The following is a 20,894-nucleotide window of genomic DNA, read 5'->3' as shown; positions in this document are numbered from 1 at the left end:
CAGGAAGAACTCACCTCCGGGTGACAGCGAATACGGTGGACTTCTTCACCCCGTTGATCATCACGCTCAGTTCCGCCCGCCCCGGACGCAGCCCGGTGAGCAGCCCGGTGCCCGGATCGAACGCGGCCACCGCACCCGGCCCCACCTCCGCACGCGGTCCGATGTGGACGGACCGGCCCGACCAGTCCGCGCTCACCGGGTACCGCACGGGCACCACCCGGTCCTCCTGCAGCAGCGTGGCCGCCACCGGCGCAGCACCACCCGCCACCACCGGCGGCACCGGCAGCTCGATCCGGTCGACGCGCGGCCTGGTCTCCCAGCGCACCGGGTCGCGCCGGTCGCCGGGATCGATCCGCAGCAGGCTCCACCCGGTGAAACCACCCGCGTCCGGGGCCGTGGCAGGCCGCTTGCCCGCATTGCCGTTCACCTGCCGCGGCACCCCGTCCACGGTGGAGGAGTGGAAGGTGCCGGCATGTCCGGCCACCAGCACGGCGGGCTTCCCCGAATCCCGCCGGAAATCGGCCAGCCACCGGCCGAGCAGCTCCGCCTCCTTCGGATCCTCCAGCTGGGAGGCGTCCGTCGGGCCCGGATCGCGCGGCGGGTGGTGCAGGAACACCGCCACCGAACGCACCGCCGGATCCCGCGCAGCCTCGTCCAACGCCGACCGCAGCATCCGCACCTGGCCGAACCCGCCGCCCAGCAACGAGCCCGCCGACGAATCCAGCAACACCGCCCGAGTCCCGGCCACATCCGCCACCTGGTGGGTGGCCCCGAACTCGGCGGCGAACTCGCGCAGGTCCCCCGGCCCCGAGGCCTCGTGGTTCCCCGGCACGTAGTACCAGGGAACCCGATCCCCCACCTCCGACTCGATCACCCGGCGGGCCAGGTCGAAATCGGCCGCGGTCCCCCGATCCACCAGATCACCGTTGATCACCAGCGCGTCCGGCCGCGCCGCCACCGCCTCGCGCAACGAACGCCGAGCGGCCGCCACCAGCGGACCGTCCGGCTCGTCGGCGGTGAACTGGGCGTCGCTGACCACCGCGATCCGGGACGCGCCCGGCACAGGCGGCAACGTCCCATCCCGCACCACCGACGGGTCCTGCGGTTCCGCGTCGACCGGCACCTGCACCTCCGGGGCGACCAGCGCGGTCAACTCGTCGAACACCAACCGCCCCGAGTACTGCCGCGCACCGTCCGGCTCGACCGCGTAGATCCGCTGCAACCGGAGCGATCCGGACACCCCGGCGGGCAGCGGTGCCTCGACGTAGCGCCACCCCGTCCAGTCCACGTTGCGCGCCCAATCCACCGTCGTGGCCACCCCAGCGGAATCGACGACGGAACCGCGCAGCCACGCGCCGCGGCCATCGCCGTTCACCCACATCCCGAGCCGCTGCGTTCCCGGTCGCAACGGGAGCGGCTCGGTGACGTTCACGTACGCGGCTCGGGTCGTCGTGGCGCCCGTCAACGCGTAGTCCAAGGCCAGACCGGGAGTGCCCGCGTGCCCCGGTGCCTCGTGCAGCGACGCCGCCACCTGCTGCGGGAACACCGACACCTCCCACCCCCCGGGACCGTCCAGCGGCGCCAGCGGCTCCGGTCGAGAACCGGTGGTGACGCCGAGGTGCGCGGTCAGGTCACCGACGCGGACGGTCACCGCCGAAGTCGCCGAGTCCGACAGCGCCGTCACCGCGAACCCGGCACCGTCCGGTTCGATCCGCACCGCGTCGCGGTCGTACTCCAACCGCACGTCCACCGGTTCCACCCAGGTCCGGAAGCCCTCGGCGTCCTGGCCCAGCACCTGGAAGCGCCCCCGCGCGCCCGCGTCCGGCAGCTCCACCCGCCGCACATCGGTGCTGATCGACGCCGGCGGGCCCAAGACGGCCAGCTCCGCCGAACCGCGTGCGCCGGGAGCGCTCGCCGTCACCGTGGCCGTGCCCGGGTGACCCGCGCGCAGCACTCCCCCGTCCACCCGGCCGGCCGCGGCCGGCGACACCGACCACTCGGGATCCGCGGGTACCGGTGCCCCGGTCTCGTCGTGGCCGTGCGCCGCCACCGCCCTGGACAGCCCGGACAGCACCCGTTCCCCATCGGGCTCGACCCGGAACCCGCGCAACCGGCGGCTGCCCGCGGCGGTCGCGAACCCGATGCCGTTCGGCACCGGGCGCAGCTCCCCGTCCGACGGCGCATTGCGCACGTCCGCCTCGTCCGCGCCGCGCTCGCGCGCCAGCAGCGTCGACGAACCACCGCCGTCCAGGTTGATCGCGTCCGACGCCCCCAGCGCCCGCAGCCGTTCGGCCAGTTCCCGCTCCGTCGCACCGCGGCTGTCGGCCTGCCTGCCATCGATGGTGACCAGCCACATCCGGGTTCCGTCAGCGGAGAAACCCGCCGCGGTGCGGGGGTGCAGGGCGGTGTCGTCGACGGGCTGCACCTCCCCGTTCCGCAGCAGCATTTCGTTGCCGCCGATCGCCACGTCCACCGGGCCGTCCGTCCGCGGCCGGTACCGCACCGAGACCCGATCGCCCGGCCGCAGCGAGCCGAGCGCGGCGGCTCCGGCGCCGGTGCCGAGCAGCCGCACCGCACCCGGCGGCATCGGCCCCTCCGCCGGGGCGGGTCGCACCTGGGCCACCACGTCGCCCGCGAGCTCCACCTCCAGCACCGGCGCCGAACCGTCCACTGCGGACTTCCGGGACGCCGCGCCCCAGTACGGCGTGTAGAGACCGATGCCGCCGGTGGCGACGCGCGGGGAGTTCAGATCGGTGATCGGCACGGTCCCGCCGTCCGGGCGGATCAGCTCGGCGGCCAGGAACACCTGCATCAGGCGCCCCGCCGAGCCGCCGACCGCGGCGACGTCGTTGTGCCCGCCGGACGGCGCGGAGAGCAGCTCACCACCCGACATCGCGGCACCGAGCGGAGCTCCGGACGCGTCGATGTCGAAGAAGTCCCCGTTCACCCCGGCGACCGCGCCGCCGAGCTGCTCGGAAAGCGGAGCGCGCGCCGACGCCGAACCAGGGCTCAAGTACTCCGGTCGCAACCCGGACCCGGCCAGGTCCGCGGCGAGCACGTCACCGCGCACCCAGCCCTCCGGCTCGTACCGGTCGAACTCGGTCAACGTGAGCCCCGGGGCCACCTCGGACGTCTCCCGCGACGTGTCGAAACCGTCCGGGCCCGCCGCCCTCGCCGTGGCGGAGCGGACGCTGACCGGGCCGCGTTCGGTCGCGGACGCGCCGGGAAGGTCCTCCACCGGTGGTGGACCCAGCAGCGGCGCACCGCTCGCGGCAGGTGCGGTCAACGCACCCGCCAGCACCGCACCGGACAGCCCCAGCACCAGACCGCGCGACCTCATGCGCCCTCCCGATCACCCCGGAACCTCAGCGCACCAGCAGACCGCACCGGCACGACCGGGGGCGAGCGCCGAGCTGAACAGCACTCGAACAGCCCACACCGATCACCGGACCAGGTTCCGGCGACGATCCGCCCCGGGCACGTCCGCCGGTAGAGTCGGCGCACGACGATCCGGACCAGCAGGAGGATTCGCCATGCGCAGCGTTCCGCCCGCCCTGCTCAGCTCCGCCGGGCTGATCGGCGGCTTCGCCGTCACCCGGGTGCAGCGGCACCGCTCGTGGAGCGGGCTGGTCGCCGGGGCCGGCGGGCTGGCCGCGGTGGAGAGCTGCCGACGGCGCGGCGGTACCGGTCGCGCGCTGCTGCTCGGCGGTGCCTACGCCGCCGGGCTCGCCGGGTCGCACCCGTTGGCCCGGCGCATCGGGGCCTGGCCCGCGGTCGTCACCGCGACCGCGGGAGTCGCCGCCGCGGCGCACCTGCTCTCCCGCCACGGCTGAGTCCGGAACCCAGCCGCTCGTACGCGCGAAAAGGGTGGCCCGGCATCGCGCCGGACCACCCTCCGCGTCGGTGAGGCGCCGCTACCCGCAGGTCGGCGCCCCGTCACGAGGTCAGCTGCACCCCGAGGTGGAACCGCAGCCCTCGCACAGGTAGCAGGAACCGGACGGACGCATCTTCGTGCCGCAGGTCATGCACAACGGCGCGTCCGCGGCCTTGCCCAGCCGCAGCTCCAGCAGCTCGGTGGAGCTGCCCGCGCGGGGCTCCTCGCCCTCGCGCCGCGACTCGGCGACCGAGGAGTCCACCGTGGACCGCATGGTGTCGAGGTCGACCTCACCACCGCCGGTGGAACCCGAGTCGTACTCCGCGGTCTGCGCGGTGCGCTCCTCGGAGGTGAAGATGCCCAGCTGCGCGCGCTTCTCGTAGGGCAGGTAGTCCAGCGCCAGCCTGCGGAACAGGTAGTCGAGGACGCTGCCCGCCATCCGCACGTCCGGGTCGTCGGTCATGCCCGCAGGCTCGAAGCGCAGGTTCTGGAACTTCGAGACGTAGAACTCCAGCGGGATGCCGTACTGCAGACCCACCGAGATCGACATCGAGAAGGCGTCCATCACGCCCGCCAGCGTCGAGCCCTGCTTGCCCAGCTTCACGAAGATCTCGCCGAGACCGTCGTCCGGGTACGAACCGGCGTGCAGGTAGCCCTCGGCACCGCCCACGGTGAACGAGACCGTCTGGCTCGGGCGCTTCTTCGGCAGGCGCTTGCGGACCGGGCGGTACTCGATCTGCTTCTCGACGGCCTTCTCCGCGGTGCCCTTGTCGCCCTTGCCCGCGGACAGCGGCTGGCCGACCTTGCAGTTGTCCCGGTAGATCGCCAAGGCCTTGAGGCCGAGCCGCCAGCCCTCGAAGTAGATCTCCTCCACGTCGGCGACCGAAGCGGCCTCCGGCATGTTGACCGTCTTCGAGATGGCGCCCGACAGGAACGGCTGCACCGCGGCCATCATCCGCACGTGGCCCATCGGCGCGATGGAGCGCTCACCCATCGCGCAGTCGAACACCTCGTAGTGCTCGGGGCGCAGGCCGGGCGCGTCCACCACGTGGCCGTGCTCGGCGATGTACTCGACGACCGCCTCGATCTGCTCTTCCTGGTAGCCCAGCGCCTTCAGCGCGCGCGGGACCGTCTGGTTGACGATCTGCATCGAGCCGCCGCCGACCAGCTTCTTGAACTTCACCAGCGCGAGGTCCGGCTCGACCCCGGTGGTGTCGCAGTCCATCATCAGGCCGATGGTGCCGGTCGGGGCCAGCAGCGAGGCCTGCGCGTTGCGCCAGCCGTTGCGGGCACCGAGTTCCAGGCCGTCCTGCCACACCTTGGTGGCCAGCTTGTGCACGGCCACGTCGTTGCGGTGGTAGGTGCGGACCAGGTCGTTGGCCGCGGCGTGCTTGCGCATCACGCGCTGGTGCGCGTCGGCGTTGCGGGCGTAGCCCTCATACGGGCCGACGGCGCCGGCGAGCTCCGCCGAACGCTTGTACGCGGTGCCGGTCATCAGCGAGGTGATCGCCGCCGACAGCGCGCGCCCGCCGTCGGAGTCGTAGGCGTGCCCGGTGGCCATCAGCAGCGCGCCCAGGTTCGCGTACCCGATGCCGAGCTGGCGGAACTTGCGGGTGGTCTCGCCGATCGCCTCGGTCGGGAAGTCCGCGAAGCTGATCGAGATGTCCATCGCGGTGATGACCAGCTCAACGGCCTTCTCGAACAGTTCCGCGTCGAAGGTCAGATCCGAGCGCAGGAACTTCATCAAGTTCAGCGAGGCGAGGTTGCAGCTGGAGTTGTCCAGGTGCATGTACTCCGAGCACGGGTTGGAGGCCGAGATCCGGCCGCTCTCCGGCGCGGTGTGCCAGTCGTTGATCGTGCCGTCGTACTGGATGCCCGGGTCGGCGCTCTCCCACGCCGCCTTGGCCATCTTCCGGAACACGTCGCGGGCCTGCACGGTGTCCACGACCGAGCCGTCGGTGCGGGCGCGCAGGTTGAACGGCCCGTCGCTCTCCACGGCGCGCATGAACTCGTCGGTGACGCGCACCGAGTTGTTCGCGTTCTGGTACTGCACCGAGGACATGTCGGCGCCGCCGAGGTCGACGTCGAATCCCGCGTCGCGCAGCGCGCGGATCTTGCCCTCTTCCTTGGACTTGGTCTCGATGAACTCCTCGACGTCCGGGTGGTCCACGTCGAGGATGACCATCTTCGCCGCCCGGCGGGTCGCACCGCCGGACTTGATGGTGCCCGCGGAGGCGTCCGCACCCCGCATGAACGACACCGGGCCCGAGGCGGTGCCGCCGGAGGACAGCAGTTCGCGGGAGGAGCGGATCCGGGACAGGTTCAGGCCGGCGCCGGAACCGCCCTTGAAGATCAGGCCCTCTTCCTTGTACCAGTCGAGGATCGACTCCATCGTGTCGTCCACGGACAGGATGAAGCAGGCGGAGACCTGCTGGCGCGAGCTGGTGCCCACGTTGAACCACACCGGCGAGTTGAAGCTGAACACCTGGTGCAGCAGCATCCAGGTCAGCTCGTGCTCGAAGATCTCCGAGTCCGCCTCGGTGGCGAAGTAGCCGTGCTCGACGCCGGCGCGCACGTAGGTGTGCACGACCCGGTCGATCAGCTGCCGCAGGCTGCTCTCCCGCTGCGCGGTGCCCTGCGCCCCCCGGAAGTACTTGCTGGTCACGATGTTGACCGCGTTCAGCGACCAGAAGTCGGGGAACTCGACCCCGCGCTGCTCGAAGTTGACCGAACCGTCGCGCCAGTTGGTCATCACCACGTCCCTGCGCTCCCACGACACCTCGTCGTAGGGGTGCACCCCCTCGGTGGTGTAGACGCGCTGCACCCGGATGCCCTCGGTGCGGGCATCTGAATCCGGCTCCCCCGCGGCGCCGGCCGGGCTGCCCACGGTCTCTGTCATGACCTGTCCCTCTTCCCTGTTGCTCGCTCGTGCGTTCCCGGCGTCGTCCGGGGTGCTCCCCGGGCGGCGCTGGTGCATCCCACCCGCATTCGACGGCTCGCGCCTGACGTGCCGCCGCTTCGACCTAGCCACCGGTGCTCCCCTCGGCGACCTGCGGGACCGCGCCTGCGCCGGCGGCGGCCCGGAGGTCGGCGATCTCCTCCTCGAAGTCCTCGACGGAGGAGAACGCCCGGTACACGCTCGCGAACCGGAGGTACGCCACCTCGTCGAGCTCCCGCAGCGGCCCCAGTATCGCGAGTCCCACCTCGTGGCTGGACAACTCCGACACACCTCGGGAGCGGACCGCGTCCTCGACGCGGTGGGCGAGCTGCTGCAGCGCGTCCTCCTGCACCGGGCGGCCTTGGCAGGCGCGCCGCACGCCCCGCACCACCTTCTCGCGGCTGAAGGGCTCGGTGACGCCGGAGCGCTTCACCACCGACAGCACGAGTTCCTCGATCGTGGTGAACCGGCGACCGCACGACGAGCAGGATCGCCTGCGCCGGATCGCCTGGCCCTCCTCGACCTCGCGCGAGTCGACCACTCGCGAATCATCGCCCCGGCAAAACGGGCACCGCATCGGACTCACCCCCTCCCCGGCATCATCGTCATCCACACCATCGAGCTCACCGGCGCGACTCACGGTCCGTGGATGCGCGAACACTCCGCGATCCCAACCCGTGGAGTAACTACACCGGCGTAACTACTAGATGTTGTGGTCGACTCTAATCCGCCCCCACACGGGAAGCAAACCGACCCACCCCGTCTTCCCCGGTCGAGTGACACCGAACCCGACGACCTGCGGAAGCCCTCCCGGGACGCCCGCGAACCACCCTCGAACGCGCCCCGGGCGGTCAGCCCCGCTGCGCCGGCACGACGAGCGCGCCACCCAACGCGGGCGCCGCCGGGTCGAGCCGGTTCAGCTCCACGATCCGGTCAACGACCGCACCCTGATCACTGTCCGGAGCGAACCGGGCGGCCATCGACCACAGCGTGTCGCCCTCGGCCACCCGCACGACCGCAGTGGCGTCCGGCACCGGCCGCGCACCCGAGTCCAGCGCGAGCAAGCCGAACAGGAGGACCCCGATGAACGCGCAGGCACCCACGGCGGCGAGCCAGGCGCACTCGCGGGCCAGGCGGAACCACCGCGCCCGCGCGACCACGAGGACCGGGGCGGACGGGGCCGCCGCCACCTCGACGGAAAGCACCGCATCCCCGCGCTCCGCGCGCGGCCGACCGATCGGAGCCGCGGACGGCTCCATCGTCGCAGCGCCGGATCGCGACCGGGACACCGCACCGGACATCGCCACCATGAGCACCTCCAGACACCAGGACCTCGGGACGGCCCGGCGATCGCTCCATGATCGAAAAGGTGTTCGATCGAACCTGCGTGCGATTGTGTACCAGCAGTGCCGGAAAAGGCCAGAGTCGCGGCCAAATTAACTCGAACAGGTGTTTGATCTTCCACTTCAGCCCGTCTACTGTGGAAATCGGAGTCACGAGCAGTCCCGTTCACGAGGACAGGAGGCAGTGGTGGTCAGCAACACGACCGAATCGATCAACGGCGAACTCGGCGGCACGTCCGGCGACGCCGGGTCGGCGAACGGTTCTCGCGGCGCGGAGGCGATCGTGACCGACATCAAGGGCGGCATCGCGGCGGAGTCGACGAGCGCCCCGGCGGTCCCCGAGCAGCCCGGTACCGACGAGCTCAGCGACCGGCAGCTCAAGGTGCTCGAGGCGATCCGCAGCTGGATGCGCGAGCACGGCTACCCGCCGAGCGTGCGGGAGATCGGCGACGCGGTGGGCCTGACGTCCACCTCGTCCGTCGCCTACCAGCTGCGGGTGCTGGAGCGGAAGGGCTTCTTGCGGCGCGACCCGCACCGCCCGCGCACGGTCGGCGTGCTGGTGGCCGATTCCGAGCAGACCGAGCTCGCCGGGCGCCCCAAGCCCGCCTACGTCCCGGTGGTGGGCCGGATCGCCGCGGGCGGCCCGATCCTCGCCGAGGAATCGGTCGAGGACGTCTTCCCGCTGCCGAAGGAGATCGTCGGCGAGGGCTCGCTGTTCCTGCTCCAGGTGGTCGGCGACTCGATGACCGACCTGGCCATCACCGACGGCGACTGGGTGGCGGTGCGCCAGCAGCCGGACGCCGAGAACGGCGACGTGGTAGCGGCGATGATCGATGGCGAGGCCACGGTCAAGACCTTCAAGCGGACCGACGAGCACGTCTGGCTGGTGCCGCACAACGAGGCCTACCAGCCGATCTTGGGCGACGACGCGACGATCCTCGGCAAGGTGGTCGCGGTGCTGCGCCGGCTCTGATCCGGGGCGCCGTCCGGCCGGTGGACCGCCCGGGCCGCGCGCCCGAGATGGGTTCTCAGCGGCGGCGCATCCGGACCAGGAAGTACAGCAGCAGGGCGGCCAGCCCACCGGCCACGACGAGCGCGGGGGCGGTGGAGAGCACGGACCCGTCCGCCGCGTCGTCCGACCCAGGAGCCGGTTGTTCGCCCTCGGCGGGTTCCGAAACGCCGGGGGCGGGTGTCCCGGGCGCCGCGGAGGGGTCGGGTTCGGCACCCGTCGCCAGCAGGGCCGCGGCCCCGGGCAGCACGTACACCGGTTGAAGTCCTTCCGAACTCGTCACGAGCGACCCGTCCGGCTCCCACGCGATCGCCTCGCCCTGCGGTTCCGACGGCAGCCGCAGAGCCACCGGCGGGCGCCGCAGCGCCGCGGGCACGTCGCCGTCGGGTGCGTGGAACAGGTAGGCCTCGGTGTAGGTGCGCAGCGCGATCAACGTGCCGTCCCGGCTCACCGAACCACCCGTCACCAACCGGGTGCCGATGCCCTTGATCGGGCCGTCCGGGGAGTCGGTGGTGGGCAGCGCGAGCTCCCCGACCCGCTCCCACGACACCGTCCCGCCGGCGACCAGGGGCTCTGCCGGGCGGTACACGAAGGCCATGCCGAACGGTTCTTTGGTGACCACGTGCGGTGTCCCGGCCCGGTCCAGCAGGAGTGCCTCGGCGTCGTGCGGACCGTCCGGGTAGCTCAGCCGGTACAGCTGCGAGTCGCCGTCCGCCGTCAACCGGTGCAGGGCCACGGTGGAGCGAGTCCGCCGGTTGTCACCGGTGTCGGCCAGCCACGCCGCACCGTCCGGGGCCAACGCCAAGTCCTCGACGTCGTAGGGGTCGGTCGGCGAAGTCCACTCCGCCCGCACCTCGCAGCTGTCGCGGTCGAGCAGGGCGACCCGCAACGAGCTGCCGCCATCGTCGACCGCGTACCAATACCGGCCGTCCGAGGCCAGGCCGGACAACTCGGTCAGTCCCGGGTCCGTCACCCGGCAGCGCTGCACGGGAGCAGGCGGCTCCGGTGCCGCGGCCGCACCTGGAGCCCCGGTGCCGAGCCCGCACAGCACCACGACCGCGGACAGCGCGCTCCCCCGCCGCACCGACCGGGCCGGGGCTCGGCGCCGCCGACGCAGGCCGCTCACCGCACGGGTGGGGTGAGCCGCACCGCGAGCACGCGGCCGCGGGCGGAAGCCGGCCGCACGCCGCTCATCCGACGGCCACGAACGGCTGCAGCGCTCCCGCCAGGTCGGGCCGGACCTTGGCCCGCACCCTGGTGCCGTCGGCCGTGTGCTCCTCGGCCACCAGCTCGCCTTCGGCGTGCACCCGGGCGACCAGCTCACCTCGGGTGTACGGCACCAGCGCGTCGATGAACACGTCCGGCCTCGGCAGCCGGTCGGAGATGATCTCGCGGAGTGCGGCGATGCCCTCGCCGCTGTGCGCCGAGACGAACACCGCACCGGGCAGCAGCTGCCGCAGTTCGGCGAGGCGGGTGGCGTCGACCTGGTCGACCTTGTTCACCACCAGCAGCTCCTCCGGCACCGGAGCGCCGTGCTCCTCGGCGATGTCGGAGACGACGGTGCGCACCGCCGCGACCTGCTCGTGCGGCTGCGGTTCGGAACCGTCCACCACGTGGACCAGCAGGTCGGCGCCGGTGACCTCCTCCAGCGTGGAGCGGAAGGCCTCCACCAGCTGGTGCGGCAGGTGCCGGACGAACCCGACGGTGTCGGTCAACGTGTAGGGCCTGCCGTCGGGGGTCTCGGCCCGGCGGGTCGTCGGGTCCAGGGTCGCGAACAACGCGTCCTCGACGAGCACTCCGGCACCGGTGAGCGCGTTGAGCAGGCTGGACTTGCCGGCGTTGGTGTACCCGGCGATGGCCACGCCCGCCACCCGCTGCGCCTCGCGCCGCCCGCGCTTGGTGCTGCGGATGGTGCTCATGGCTTTGAGCTCGTTGCGGAGCTTGCTGATGCGCTTGTGGATCCGCCTGCGGTCGGTCTCCAGCTTCGTCTCACCGGGACCGCGGGTGCCGACGCCGCCGTTGGCACCACCAGCACGACCGCCAGCCTGCCGGGACATCGCCTCGCCCCAGCCGCGCAGCCGCGGCAGGAAGTACTGCAGCTGGGCGAGCTCGACCTGCGCCTTGCCCTCCTTGGAGCTGGCGTGCTGGGCGAAGATGTCCAGGATCAGCGCGGTCCGGTCGATGACCTTGACCTTCAGCTTGTCCTCCAGCTGGCGCAGCTGGCCCGCGGAGAGCTCGCCGTCGCAGATGACGGTGTCCGCACCGGTGGAGATGACGACTTCGCGCAGCTCCTTGACCTTGCCGGAACCGACGTAGGTAGCCGGGTCGGGCCGCGGCCTGCGCTGCACCAGCCCGTCGAGGACTTCCGAACCTGCCGTCTCGGCGAGGCGGGCCAGTTCGGCCAGCGAGCTCTCGGCATGCTCGGCGTCGCCTTCGGTCCACACCCCGACCAGCACCACGCGCTCCAGGCGCAGCCGCCGGTACTCGACCTCGGTGATGTCCGCGAGCTCGGTGGACAGCCCGGCGACGCGGCGCAGCGAGTTGCGCTCTTCTAGCTCCATCTCACCCGCGGACGGGTCGTCGGAGTAGGAGTCGGCGGTGAAGTCGACCTCACCGTCGTCGAAGCGGTCGTCGAACGGACCGTCGTCGAAGGAGTCGAAGTGGCCGCCGTCGTAGCGGGAGTCCTCGGGGAGGTCGTCCCGCCCGACGTCGGATGCCGTGCGAGCGTTCCCGTCGCGGGTGCCCGCCTCATGTGACCACAGTGCGGATTTCTTCATATCGACACCATTGTCCCACGGCACGCGAGTGGTTTTCACCCTTCGACCGGGGTGACCGCGTCCGGATGCGGATCAGCCGCCCGCGAGCTGCCGCCACCAGCCGGCGTCGATCCGGCCGCCGCCGACGAGCACGGCGGGCCCGGTGAGCAGGGTCGTCGCGCCGGTCACCTCGACCTGCACGGTGCCGCCGGGGACGTCGACGGTGCGGATCCCGGTCGTCTCGCCGTCGGCGCGGAGGGCGGCGACGGCGGCCGCGACGGTGCCGGTTCCGCAAGAGCGGGTCTCGCCGACGCCGCGCTCGTGCACCCGCATCCGCACCCGCCCGGGCCCGCTGGGGCGGACGAATTCCACGTTGACGCCGTTCGGGAACACCTCGGAGTCGTGCGCGGGGCTTCCGGCGAGGTCGAGCGCGTCGAGGTCGGCGTCGGTGACGCACGCCAGGTGCGGGTTGCCGAGGTCCACGACCAGGCCGGGGAAGTCCCGCCCGGCGAGGGTCGCTGCGGACTCGCCGAACACGTTCGCAGCGCCCATGTCGACGGTGCTGCCGCCGTCCGAGTGGGTGCGGACCTGCCGGAGCCCGGCGCGGGTCCCGACGGGGAACTCGGTGCCGGTGACGAGCCCGGAGTCGACGAGGTACCGGGCGAAGACGCGGACCCCGTTGCCGCACATCTCGGCGATCGAGCCGTCCGCGTTGCGGTAGTCCATGAACCACACGTCCGGGTGAAGGTCGGCGGGTGCGTCCGGGATGGCGGCGGTCGGGACGACGCGCAGCACGCCGTCGGCTCCGAACCCGCGGCGCCGGTCGCAGAGGGCGCGCACGTGCGCGTCGGTGAGCTTCAGCTCGCCGTCCGGGTCGGGCAGCACGACGAAGTCGTTCTGCGTGCCGTGGCCCTTGGCGAACTCTGGTCCTTCGGAAAACCGCACGTCGACGAGTCTACGTGCGCAGCAGTGCGCGGACGGCGGGCACCGCGCTCGCCGGTTCGGGCGCCAGCCACCGGATGCGGTCGTCGCGCCGGAACCAGGAGCGCTGCTTGCGCACGAACCGGCGGGTGAGCCGGGCGGTCTCGGCGGCGGCCGCGGCCATGTCCCCGGACCCGTCGAGTTCGGCGAGCACCTGCTGGTAGCCGAGGGCGCGGGAGGCGGTGCGCCCGTGGCGGAGGCCCTGCTCGCAGAGTTCGCGGACCTCGGCGGCCAGCCCGTCGTCGAACATGCGGGTGACGCGCCGGTCCACCCGGTCGTCGAGTTCCGCGACGGGCCGGTCCAGCCCGACGAGCACGGTGCCGTAACGCGGTGGTCCGGGCACCGGCAGGTTCGCGGAGAACGGTTCGCCGGTGATCTCGATGACCTCCAGCGCCCGCACCATGCGTCGCCCGTTGGAGGCAAGGATGGCTTCGGCGGCGGACGGGTCGAGCTCGGCGAGTCGGCGGTGCAGCGCGTCCGGCCCGCGTTCGGCGAGTTCGGCCTCCCAGCGCGCCCGCACCTGCGGGTCGGTGCCGGGGAACCGCAGGTCGTCGAGCACGGCCTGCACGTACAGCCCGCTGCCGCCGACGAGCACCGGGGTGCGGCCGCGGGCGAGGACGTCCTCGACGGCGGCGCGCGCGTCCCGCTGGTAGGCGGCCACCGAGGCGGCTTCGGTCACGTCCAGCACGTCGAGCAGGTGGTGCGGAACGCCGTGCCGCTCCCCCGGCGGGAGCTTCGCGGTGCCGATGTCCATGCCCCGGTAGAGCTGCATCGCGTCGGCGTTGACGACCTCACCGCCGAGTTCGGTCGCGACCTCGACGGCGAGGTCGGACTTGCCGGTGGCGGTGGGCCCGACGATCGCCACCGGTCGAGCTGGGGATGCGGCGGACACGGTGGGGACTGTAGTGCCACCGGCCGGGGTCGCGGCGGGCCGTCAGCCGGTCCGGGTCCAGACGCCGACGTGGTAGGTGATGCCCAGCGGCGTGTCGGAGTACAGCGGTTCGGCCTGCCAGGTCCCGCGCGCGGCGGCCCCGGCGGCGACCTGCCACGCGGCGCGACTGTGCACGCCCAGCTCGGCGCATTCGCCGGGGTCGAGGCCGAGCAGGGCGGCGCGGTCGACGTCGCGCAGCGCGCGGCGCAGCACCTCGTCGAGGACTTCGGCCCGCGGGTCCGGCGGGTGCGGGGAACGCTCGTCGCGGTGGCTGCCGCCTTCGGCCAGCACCAGCAGCGCGGTCTCCGTCCCGGAGGCGTCCAGCCGTTCACCCAGTTCAGCGGCCTGCTCGGCGGGCGCGTCGGGATCCAGCAGGTGCATCCGCACGGACCGGGCCCCGGCTTGCGCACGCAGCAGTCCGGCGACGAGCGCCGGCAGCGGCAGGTCCGGGTCGGGGGTGGTGCGCTCGCTCTCGTGCAGCGAGACCGGGACGTCGACGCCGTACCCGGCGAAGGTGCCCGTCGTGCCCGGCCCGAGTTCGGGAGGACCGGAACGATCTACCCCGACCGCCACCCATTCGGTTGCGGATTCGGTCAAAATGGTGGTGGCGCGCAGGCACGCGCTCCGCACGGGCTCGATCACCGAAGTGGACCGCACGGTCAGTTCGGGGACGAGCAGCGGCGGGTAGGGCACCACGGCGATGCGGGTGATCACACCCGTGCACGGTAGAGGTCACGGTCAGCGGTGAGCGGAGCAGGCATCCGATCGGCGGAGGCGGGCGTTCGAGGCACCCGCCCGCGGCCGCTCCGCGCGACCGGGCGAACCGCGCGGAGGAACGCCGGAATTCCGGCGCGGGTGCCGACCTGTTTGAATGCGCCAGCGGAGATCGGACTCGTCACCGGGGTCCGGATCGCCGCGTACCGGCCCCGCACGTGCGGGGCGCCCGTGCCCGGCACGGGCACCGAAGCGGGTACCCGAGGAGGATTCCGGTCATGACGCACCAGGACACGACCCCCGACAGCACTGCGGGCGCCACGCCCGACGCGGCCGCGGCCGCCGCTGGGACCGGGTCCACCTCGACGGCCCCCTCCGTCCCGACGGCGTCGACGCACCCGGAGCGGTGGGGTCGCGTCGACGAGGCGGGCACCGTGTGGGTGCGGACCGCCGACGGGGAGCGCGAGGTCGGTTCCTGGCAAGCCGGCGAGCCCGCCGAGGGCTTGGCGCACTTCGCGCGGAAGTTCGACGACCTGCGCACCGAGGCGGAACTGCTGGAGAACCGGCTCAACAGCCGGTCCGGGGACGCGAAGCAGTCGCTGACCAGCGCCAAGCACCTGCGCGACGGCTTGCCGGAGGCCGCCGTCGTCGGCGACTTGGCCGCGCTGGGCGCGCTGGCGGAGCACCTCGTGCAGCACGCCGAGCAGGCGGTCGAGGAGGCGAAGGCGCACAAGGAGCAGGCCCGCACGGACGCGGTGGCCCGCAAGGAGGCGCTCGCCGCCGAGGCCGAGGAGATCGCCGCGGAGGCGACGCACTGGAAGTCCGCCGGTGACCGGCTGCGCGCGATCCTCGAGGAGTGGAAGTCGGTGCGCGGCGTGGACCGCAAGACCGACGAGCAGCTGTGGCGCCGGTTCTCCAAGGCCCGCGACGCGTTCAACCGCAGGCGCGGTTCGCACTTCGCCGACCTGGACCGGCAGCGGGCCGCGGCGAAGGCCCGCAAGCAGGAGCTCGTGGAGGCCGCCGAAGCGCTCACCGAATCCACTGATTGGGGAGCGACGGCGGCGCGCTACAAGGAGCTCATGGCCGAGTGGAAGGAGAGCGGCCGGGCACCGAAGGACAGCGACGACGCGCTGTGGCAGCGGTTCCGGACCGCGCAGGACGCGTTCTTCGCCCGCCGGTCGGCGGCGTTCTCCGAGCGCGACGCCGAGTTCGCCGAGAACGCGCGGCACAAGGAAGCGCTGCTGGTCGAGGCGGAAGCGATCGACCCGGGTGCCGACCTGAACGCGGCACAGGCGCAGCTGCAGCGCATCCAGCAGCGCTGGGACGAGATCGGGAAGGTCCCGCGCGAGCGGATGCGGGAGCTGGAGGGGCGGCTGCGCACGGTCGCGGACCGGGTGCGGTCGGCTTCGGACGCGCAGTGGCGGCGCACCGACCCGGAGGCGCAGGCGCGCGTCGACCAGTTCCGGGAGCGCGTCGAGCAGTTCGAGGCGCAGGCGGAGAAGGCGCGCGCCGCGGGCGACGCGAAGCGGGCGAAGAAGGCCGACGAGCAGGCCGGCCAGTGGCGGGTGTGGCTCGCCGCTGCCGAGCAGGCGCTGGCCGATCGGTGAGGTCGCCGCCCGCCCCGATCAGCGGGGCGGGCGGACACCCGGGCAGCGGTTCCGCCTCGTCGACGGCGGGGCCGCCGCACCGCGGACCACCTGATCCCGGGAGCAGGACTCAGCCCCGCGCGCGGCACCGCCGCTCCGGGGCGCCGACCCGCACTCGATCCCCGACCTCACGGCCGGGTGAGGACGACCCGGAGCCACTGGATCGCCAGCACCACCATGCACAGCGCCGCGAGCACCAGGCCCCAGGACGGGCCACCGGTGGGCGCGGTCTGCCGCGACCAGATGGCGATCATGCCCTCGAAGGACACGATGATCGCGGCCATGCCCGCGACCCAGGCGACCGCCCAGCGACGGGTGACGAGCGCGAGCGCGCCGATGAGCACGCCGACGATGGTGGCGTTGATCGAGAACAGCCGGGGCAGCAGCCCGACCTGCAGCACGGGGTCGGCGTGGCCGAGCAGGATCTGCAGCCCGGTGGCGTCGCCGATCCACGGCAGCAGCGAGCTGGCGATCAGCACGAGGATGACGCCGGCGATGGTGACGGCGGTGCTGCCGGGATCGATGCGGCGCAGCAGGTCGCGTTCGGCCTGGGACAGCTGCCGCCGGTCGGCCTGCTGCTCGGGGGCGTTCACCGGGTCGGTCGGTTCGGCGCGCTGCACGTCGGTCCCTTCTCGCGGGTCCTGGTCCCGTCCGGCCTCGTCGGGGCCGGGGGTGTCGTCCGGTTCGGGGCGCGGGCGGTCGTCGTCGCTCAACAGCCGCATCCTCGTTCGGCGGCGGGCTGCGCCGCGGGGGCTCCGAAGGAGGGCAGCCCGAGGCTGACCCCGGAGGTCTTGGGCTTGCGGCCCTCTTCCCAGTGGTCGCCCGCCCGGGTGCGCCAGTGCGCGGTGATCTCGCCGTCGGCGACGAGGTGGTGCGGGGAGGCCTGGGTGATGGCGGTGTGCACGATGTCGCCGGGCCGGATCTCGCGGTCGATGGCGCCGCCGGGGTGGAAGTGCACGAGCCGCCCGTCGCGGGCGCGGCCGGAGAGCCTGCGGGTCGCGGTGTCCTTGCGGCCTTCGCCTTCGGCGACGAGGAGTTCGACCTCGCGGCCGACGAGTTCCTTGCCGAGCTCCCAGGACATCTCGTTCTGCAGCGCGACGAGCCGTTCGTAGCGCTGCTGGACGACCTCCTTGGGCAGCTGCCCGGGGAGGTCGGCGGCGGGTGTGCCGGGCCGCTTGGAGTACTGGAAGGTGAACGCGGAGGTGAAGCGGGCGCGGCGGACGACGTCGAGGGTCGCTTCGAAGTCCTCCTCGGTCTCGCCGGGGAAGCCGACGATGATGTCGGTGGTGATGGCGGCGTCGGGCATCGCTTCGCGGACTTTGCTCAGGATGCCGAGGTAGCGCTCGGAGCGGTAGGAGCGGCGCATCGCCTTGAGCACCCGGTCGGACCCGGATTGCAGCGGCATGTGCAGCTGGTGGCAGACGTTCGGGGTCTCGGCCATCGCGTCGATGACGTCGTCGGTGAAGTCGCGCGGGTGCGGCGAGGTGAACCGGACGCGTTCGAGCCCGTCGATCTCGCCGCAGGAGCGCAGCAGCTTGCCGAACGCGTACCGGTCGCCGAACTCGGCGCCGTAGGCGTTGACGTTCTGCCCGAGCAGGGTCACTTCGAGCACGCCTTCGTCGGCGAGCGCCTGCACTTCGGCGAGCACGTCGCCGGGCCTGCGGTCCTTCTCCTTGCCGCGCAGCGCGGGCACGATGCAGAACGTGCAGGTGTTGTTGCACCCGACGGAGACGGACACCCAGCCGGAGTAGGCGGATTCGCGGCGCGCGGGCAGCGTGGACGGGAAGGTGTCGAGGGCTTCGAGGATCTCGACCTCGGCCTCCTCGTTGTGCCGGGCGCGTTCCAGCAGCGTCGGCAGCGAACCGAGGTTGTGGGTGCCGAACACGACGTCGACCCACGGGGCGCGGCGGACGATCTCGCTGCGGTCCTTCTGCGCGAGGCAGCCGCCGACGGCGATCTGCATCCCGGGGCGTTCCTGCTTGGCGGGCCGCAGGTGACCGAGGTTGCCGTAGAGCCGGTTGTCGGCGTTCTCCCGGACCGCGCAGGTGTTGAACACGACCACGTCGGGGTCGTGGTCCTTCGCGGCGCGCACGTAACCGGCGTCTTCCAGCATCCCGGACAGCCGCTCGGAGTCGTGCACGTTCATCTGACACCCGTAGGTGCGGATCTCGTAGGTCCGGGAAGTGCTCGTCGTGCTCACCCCGCCACCATATCGGCTGCTCAGGACTGGTCGGCGAGTACCCGGAGGCGAGGGCGGCGACCTGGCCGGGGATCGTCGCCGGGCGCTCGCGGCCGTGGGCCGGGCACGGCGGGCCGCTTGCGGCGTTCGGCGGACCGGATGCGGCCGTCCGGACCGGTGCCCGGAATCCGGATGAACGGCATTCGGTGATTCTTCTCGAGCAGTCGAGTCGAATCGAGCGAAACCGCGTCCGCGATCGGTCCGGCTCATTCATGGTGGGCATTCGCCGGTGCTCGCGGGATGCGCGGGAACGGCGCGAGAACACCGCGGAGGTGCACGTGGCACGACCCGAAGGCGTTACTGCGGGTCACACCCAGACGGTCCATCCGGGCGGGGCCGAGCGGGCACCGACACGGACGGTCACCCCTCGGGTGCGCACCGCGGAGGTCGCCGGAAAGCGGCGAACTCCCCTACCAGAACAGGTTCGCGCAGTTGGGAGACCGTTCGGAGCTCGTCGTGGCAATGGGGAAGACCCCCACCGATCCTCCGATCCACCCGCGTAACCGAGTTGCAACCTGAGTTGACCCGCACCATATGGACTAATCGGTACGAGCAGCTTAAATTTTCGCCATCAGATCCGGACATTCTCGGGCTAGGAGTGTGCATGACCGCCGGTTCCCCGGATTCGCCGATGATCCGCATGTCCTCGGTGGACAAGCACTTCGGTTCCCTGCACGTGCTGCAGGACGTGGACCTCACCGTTCCGCCCGGCCAGGTCGTGGTGGTGCTCGGGCCGTCCGGCTCGGGCAAGTCCACGCTGTGCCGCGCGATCAACCGCCTGGAACCCATCGACTCGGGCACGATCGAGATCGACGGCAAGCCGCTGCCCGCCGAAGGACGCGCGCTCGCCGAGCTCCGCGCCGACGTGGGCATGGTGTTCCAGCAGTTCAACCTGTTCGCGCACAAGACGATCCTCGAGAACGTGCTGCTCGGGCCGATCAAGGTGCGCAAGACCGACAAGGCCACCGCCGAACGCGAAGCGCTGGCCCTGCTGGAGCGGGTGGGCATCGCCAACCAGGCGGAGAAGTACCCCGCGCAGCTCTCCGGCGGGCAGCAGCAGCGGGCGGCGATCGCCCGCGCCCTGGCGATGAAGCCCAAGGTCATGCTGTTCGACGAGCCCACCTCGGCGCTCGACCCCGAGATGGTCAACGAGGTGCTCGACGTGATGGCCGGGCTCGCCGCCGAAGGCATGACGATGCTGGTCGTCACGCACGAGATGGGCTTCGCCCGCCGCGCCGCGCACCGGGTGCTGTTCATGGCCGACGGGCGCATCGTCGAGGACTCGACGCCGAACCGGTTCTTCGACGAGCCGGAGAGCGCCCGCGCCCAGGACTTCCTCAGCAAGATCCTCACCCACTGACCTCCCTCGCGTCGTCCCCGCACCCGCGCGGGGACGCAGGAGCCGTACACCTCCAGAGAGGGGCATCCGAGATGAAAGCGCGCAGCGTGCGCTGGGGCGTGCTGGCGGCGTCGATGGCGCTGGCGCTGACCGCCTGCGGGGGCAACAGCGAGAACCGCCTCGAAACCGGCACCGACGTGCCCGTCGACCCGAACGCGCAGTTCGAGCCCGGCACCACGATGGCGAAGCTGAAGCAGTCCGGCACGATCCGCATCGGCACCAAGTTCGACCAGCCGCTGTTCGGACTGAAGGGCCTCGACGGCAACCCGCAGGGCTTCGACGTCGAGATCGGCAAGATCGTCGCCGCCGGGCTCGGCCTCCCCGCCGACCGGATCGAATGGGTGGAGGCGCCGAGCAAGACCCGCGAGGAACTCATCGAGCAGGGCCGGGTCGACATGGTCGTGGCCACCTACACGATCAACGACAAGCGCAAGCAGCGGATCAGCTTCGCCGGCCCGTACTACGAAGCCGGCCAGGACCTCATGGTCTCCGCCGACGACGACACGATCACCGGCCCGGAGTCGCTGCGGCCCACCGGCGCCAAGGTCTGCTCGGTCACCGGCTCCACGCCCGCCGAGCAGATCAAGCAGTACGTCGACCCGGAGAACCTGACGTTGTTCGACGTCTACTCCAAGTGCGCCGACGCGCTGCGCACCGGCCAGGTGCAGGCCGTCACCACGGACAACGTGATCCTGATGGGCCTGGTCCAGAAGGGCAACGGCCGGTTCAAGCTCGTCGACCGGCAGTTCACGAAGGAGCCCTACGGCGTCGGCGTCAAGAAGGGCGACACGGCGTTCTGCCGGTTCATCGACGACACCCTGACCCGAGCCGAAGCCGACGGCCAGTACGCGAAGTCCTGGGGAGCCACCGCGGGCAAGGTCTCGCCGGAGACCCCACCGCTGCCGCAGCTGGACCCCTGCAGTTGATCGCCTCCCGGTGCGGGGGGGCCCCCCCCCGGGGCCCCCCCCCCCCCCCCCGGGGCCCCCCCCGGGGGGGGCCCCGGCCCGCAAAACCCCCCACCAGGCCCCCCGACAAAGCGCGGGCCGCCGCCCCCCGGCGAGTTT

At 72.2% G+C, this 20,894-nt stretch carries 16 protein-coding genes; 5 read left to right on the top strand and 11 right to left on the bottom strand.

Annotated features, from left to right (window positions below):
• Positions 1–10: 10 nt before the first annotated feature.
• A complete protein-coding gene (locus LCD31_RS00490) occupies positions 11–3,340 on the bottom strand; it encodes a phosphodiester glycosidase family protein (protein ID WP_224955377.1) in 3,330 nt (1,109 codons plus the stop codon).
• A 193-nt stretch (positions 3,341–3,533) separates the two neighbouring features.
• Here LCD31_RS00490 and LCD31_RS00485 point away from each other — a divergent pair, with 193 nt between their 5' ends.
• Positions 3,534–3,833: a hypothetical protein gene (locus LCD31_RS00485; protein WP_224955376.1), complete on the top strand. Its 300-nt coding sequence runs from the start codon at positions 3,534–3,536 to the stop codon at positions 3,831–3,833.
• A gap of 111 nt (positions 3,834–3,944) precedes the next feature.
• On the opposite strand, the gene LCD31_RS00480 is transcribed toward LCD31_RS00485, so the two are convergent.
• The 3 genes from LCD31_RS00480 to LCD31_RS00470 all read right to left on the bottom strand — a co-directional run bounded on the left by LCD31_RS00480 (position 3,945) and on the right by LCD31_RS00470 (position 8,017).
• Positions 3,945–6,773: a vitamin B12-dependent ribonucleotide reductase gene (locus LCD31_RS00480; protein ID WP_224955375.1), complete on the bottom strand. Its 2,829-nt coding sequence runs from the start codon at positions 6,771–6,773 to the stop codon at positions 3,945–3,947.
• Between the two features lie 124 nt (positions 6,774–6,897).
• On the bottom strand, positions 6,898–7,389 hold the full coding sequence (gene nrdR / locus LCD31_RS00475) for a transcriptional regulator NrdR (RefSeq protein WP_224955374.1): 492 nt from the start codon (positions 7,387–7,389) through the stop codon (positions 6,898–6,900).
• A 274-nt stretch (positions 7,390–7,663) separates the two neighbouring features.
• Positions 7,664–8,017 carry a LysM peptidoglycan-binding domain-containing protein gene (locus LCD31_RS00470; protein WP_224955373.1) on the bottom strand — a complete coding sequence of 118 codons (354 nt, stop codon included), beginning with the start codon at positions 8,015–8,017 and terminating at the stop codon, positions 7,664–7,666.
• 442 nt (positions 8,018–8,459) lie between these two features.
• On the opposite strand from LCD31_RS00470, the gene lexA reads away from it, so the two are divergent.
• Positions 8,460–9,128, top strand: a complete 669-nt coding sequence (lexA, locus tag LCD31_RS00465) for a transcriptional repressor LexA (RefSeq protein WP_224955403.1) — start codon at positions 8,460–8,462, stop codon at positions 9,126–9,128.
• A gap of 55 nt (positions 9,129–9,183) precedes the next feature.
• Here lexA and LCD31_RS00460 read toward each other — a convergent pair whose 3' ends face one another.
• The 5 genes from LCD31_RS00460 to LCD31_RS00440 form a co-directional block, all read right to left on the bottom strand.
• Complete coding sequence (locus tag LCD31_RS00460; RefSeq protein WP_224955372.1) at positions 9,184–10,290, bottom strand: hypothetical protein; 1,107 nt, start codon at positions 10,288–10,290, stop codon at positions 9,184–9,186.
• Positions 10,291–10,354: 64 nt separating this feature from the next.
• Positions 10,355–11,725: a GTPase HflX gene (gene hflX, locus LCD31_RS00455; protein ID WP_224955402.1), complete on the bottom strand. Its 1,371-nt coding sequence runs from the start codon at positions 11,723–11,725 to the stop codon at positions 10,355–10,357.
• Between the two features lie 288 nt (positions 11,726–12,013).
• Positions 12,014–12,865, bottom strand: a complete 852-nt coding sequence (gene dapF / locus LCD31_RS00450) for a diaminopimelate epimerase (protein ID WP_224955371.1) — start codon at positions 12,863–12,865, stop codon at positions 12,014–12,016.
• Positions 12,866–12,875: 10 nt separating this feature from the next.
• Entirely contained in the window at positions 12,876–13,793 is a 918-nt protein-coding gene (gene miaA, locus LCD31_RS00445) for a tRNA (adenosine(37)-N6)-dimethylallyltransferase MiaA (RefSeq protein ID WP_224955370.1), read from the bottom strand.
• A 42-nt stretch (positions 13,794–13,835) separates the two neighbouring features.
• The gene (locus LCD31_RS00440; RefSeq protein WP_224955369.1) at positions 13,836–14,546 is read right to left on the bottom strand and encodes a hypothetical protein; all 711 of its coding nucleotides are present in this window, start codon (positions 14,544–14,546) and stop codon (positions 13,836–13,838) included.
• Positions 14,547–14,824: 278 nt separating this feature from the next.
• Here LCD31_RS00440 and LCD31_RS00435 point away from each other — a divergent pair, with 278 nt between their 5' ends.
• Positions 14,825–16,153 carry a DUF349 domain-containing protein gene (locus tag LCD31_RS00435; RefSeq protein WP_224955368.1) on the top strand — a complete coding sequence of 443 codons (1,329 nt, stop codon included), beginning with the start codon at positions 14,825–14,827 and terminating at the stop codon, positions 16,151–16,153.
• A gap of 167 nt (positions 16,154–16,320) precedes the next feature.
• Here the strand turns inward: LCD31_RS00435 and LCD31_RS00430 are convergent, their stop codons facing one another.
• Positions 16,321–16,905 (bottom strand): hypothetical protein, encoded by a 585-nt coding sequence (locus LCD31_RS00430; RefSeq protein ID WP_224955367.1) that lies wholly within the window; start codon positions 16,903–16,905, stop codon positions 16,321–16,323.
• A complete protein-coding gene (gene miaB / locus LCD31_RS00425) occupies positions 16,902–18,392 on the bottom strand; it encodes a tRNA (N6-isopentenyl adenosine(37)-C2)-methylthiotransferase MiaB (RefSeq protein ID WP_224955366.1) in 1,491 nt (496 codons plus the stop codon). The genes LCD31_RS00430 and miaB overlap by 4 nt, the downstream gene beginning before the upstream one ends.
• Before the next feature lie 670 nt (positions 18,393–19,062).
• Here miaB and LCD31_RS00420 point away from each other — a divergent pair.
• Positions 19,063–19,791: an amino acid ABC transporter ATP-binding protein gene (locus LCD31_RS00420; RefSeq protein WP_224955401.1), complete on the top strand. Its 729-nt coding sequence runs from the start codon at positions 19,063–19,065 to the stop codon at positions 19,789–19,791.
• A gap of 71 nt (positions 19,792–19,862) precedes the next feature.
• Positions 19,863–20,756: a glutamate ABC transporter substrate-binding protein gene (locus tag LCD31_RS00415; RefSeq protein ID WP_224955365.1), complete on the top strand. Its 894-nt coding sequence runs from the start codon at positions 19,863–19,865 to the stop codon at positions 20,754–20,756.
• Positions 20,757–20,894 lie beyond the last annotated feature (138 nt).

The sequence above is a fragment of the Saccharopolyspora sp. 6M genome, from assembly GCF_020176775.1.
GTDB lineage: Bacteria > Actinomycetota > Actinomycetes > Mycobacteriales > Pseudonocardiaceae > Saccharopolyspora_C > Saccharopolyspora_C gregorii.
This window is presented reverse-complemented; position numbering and strand designations above follow the sequence as displayed.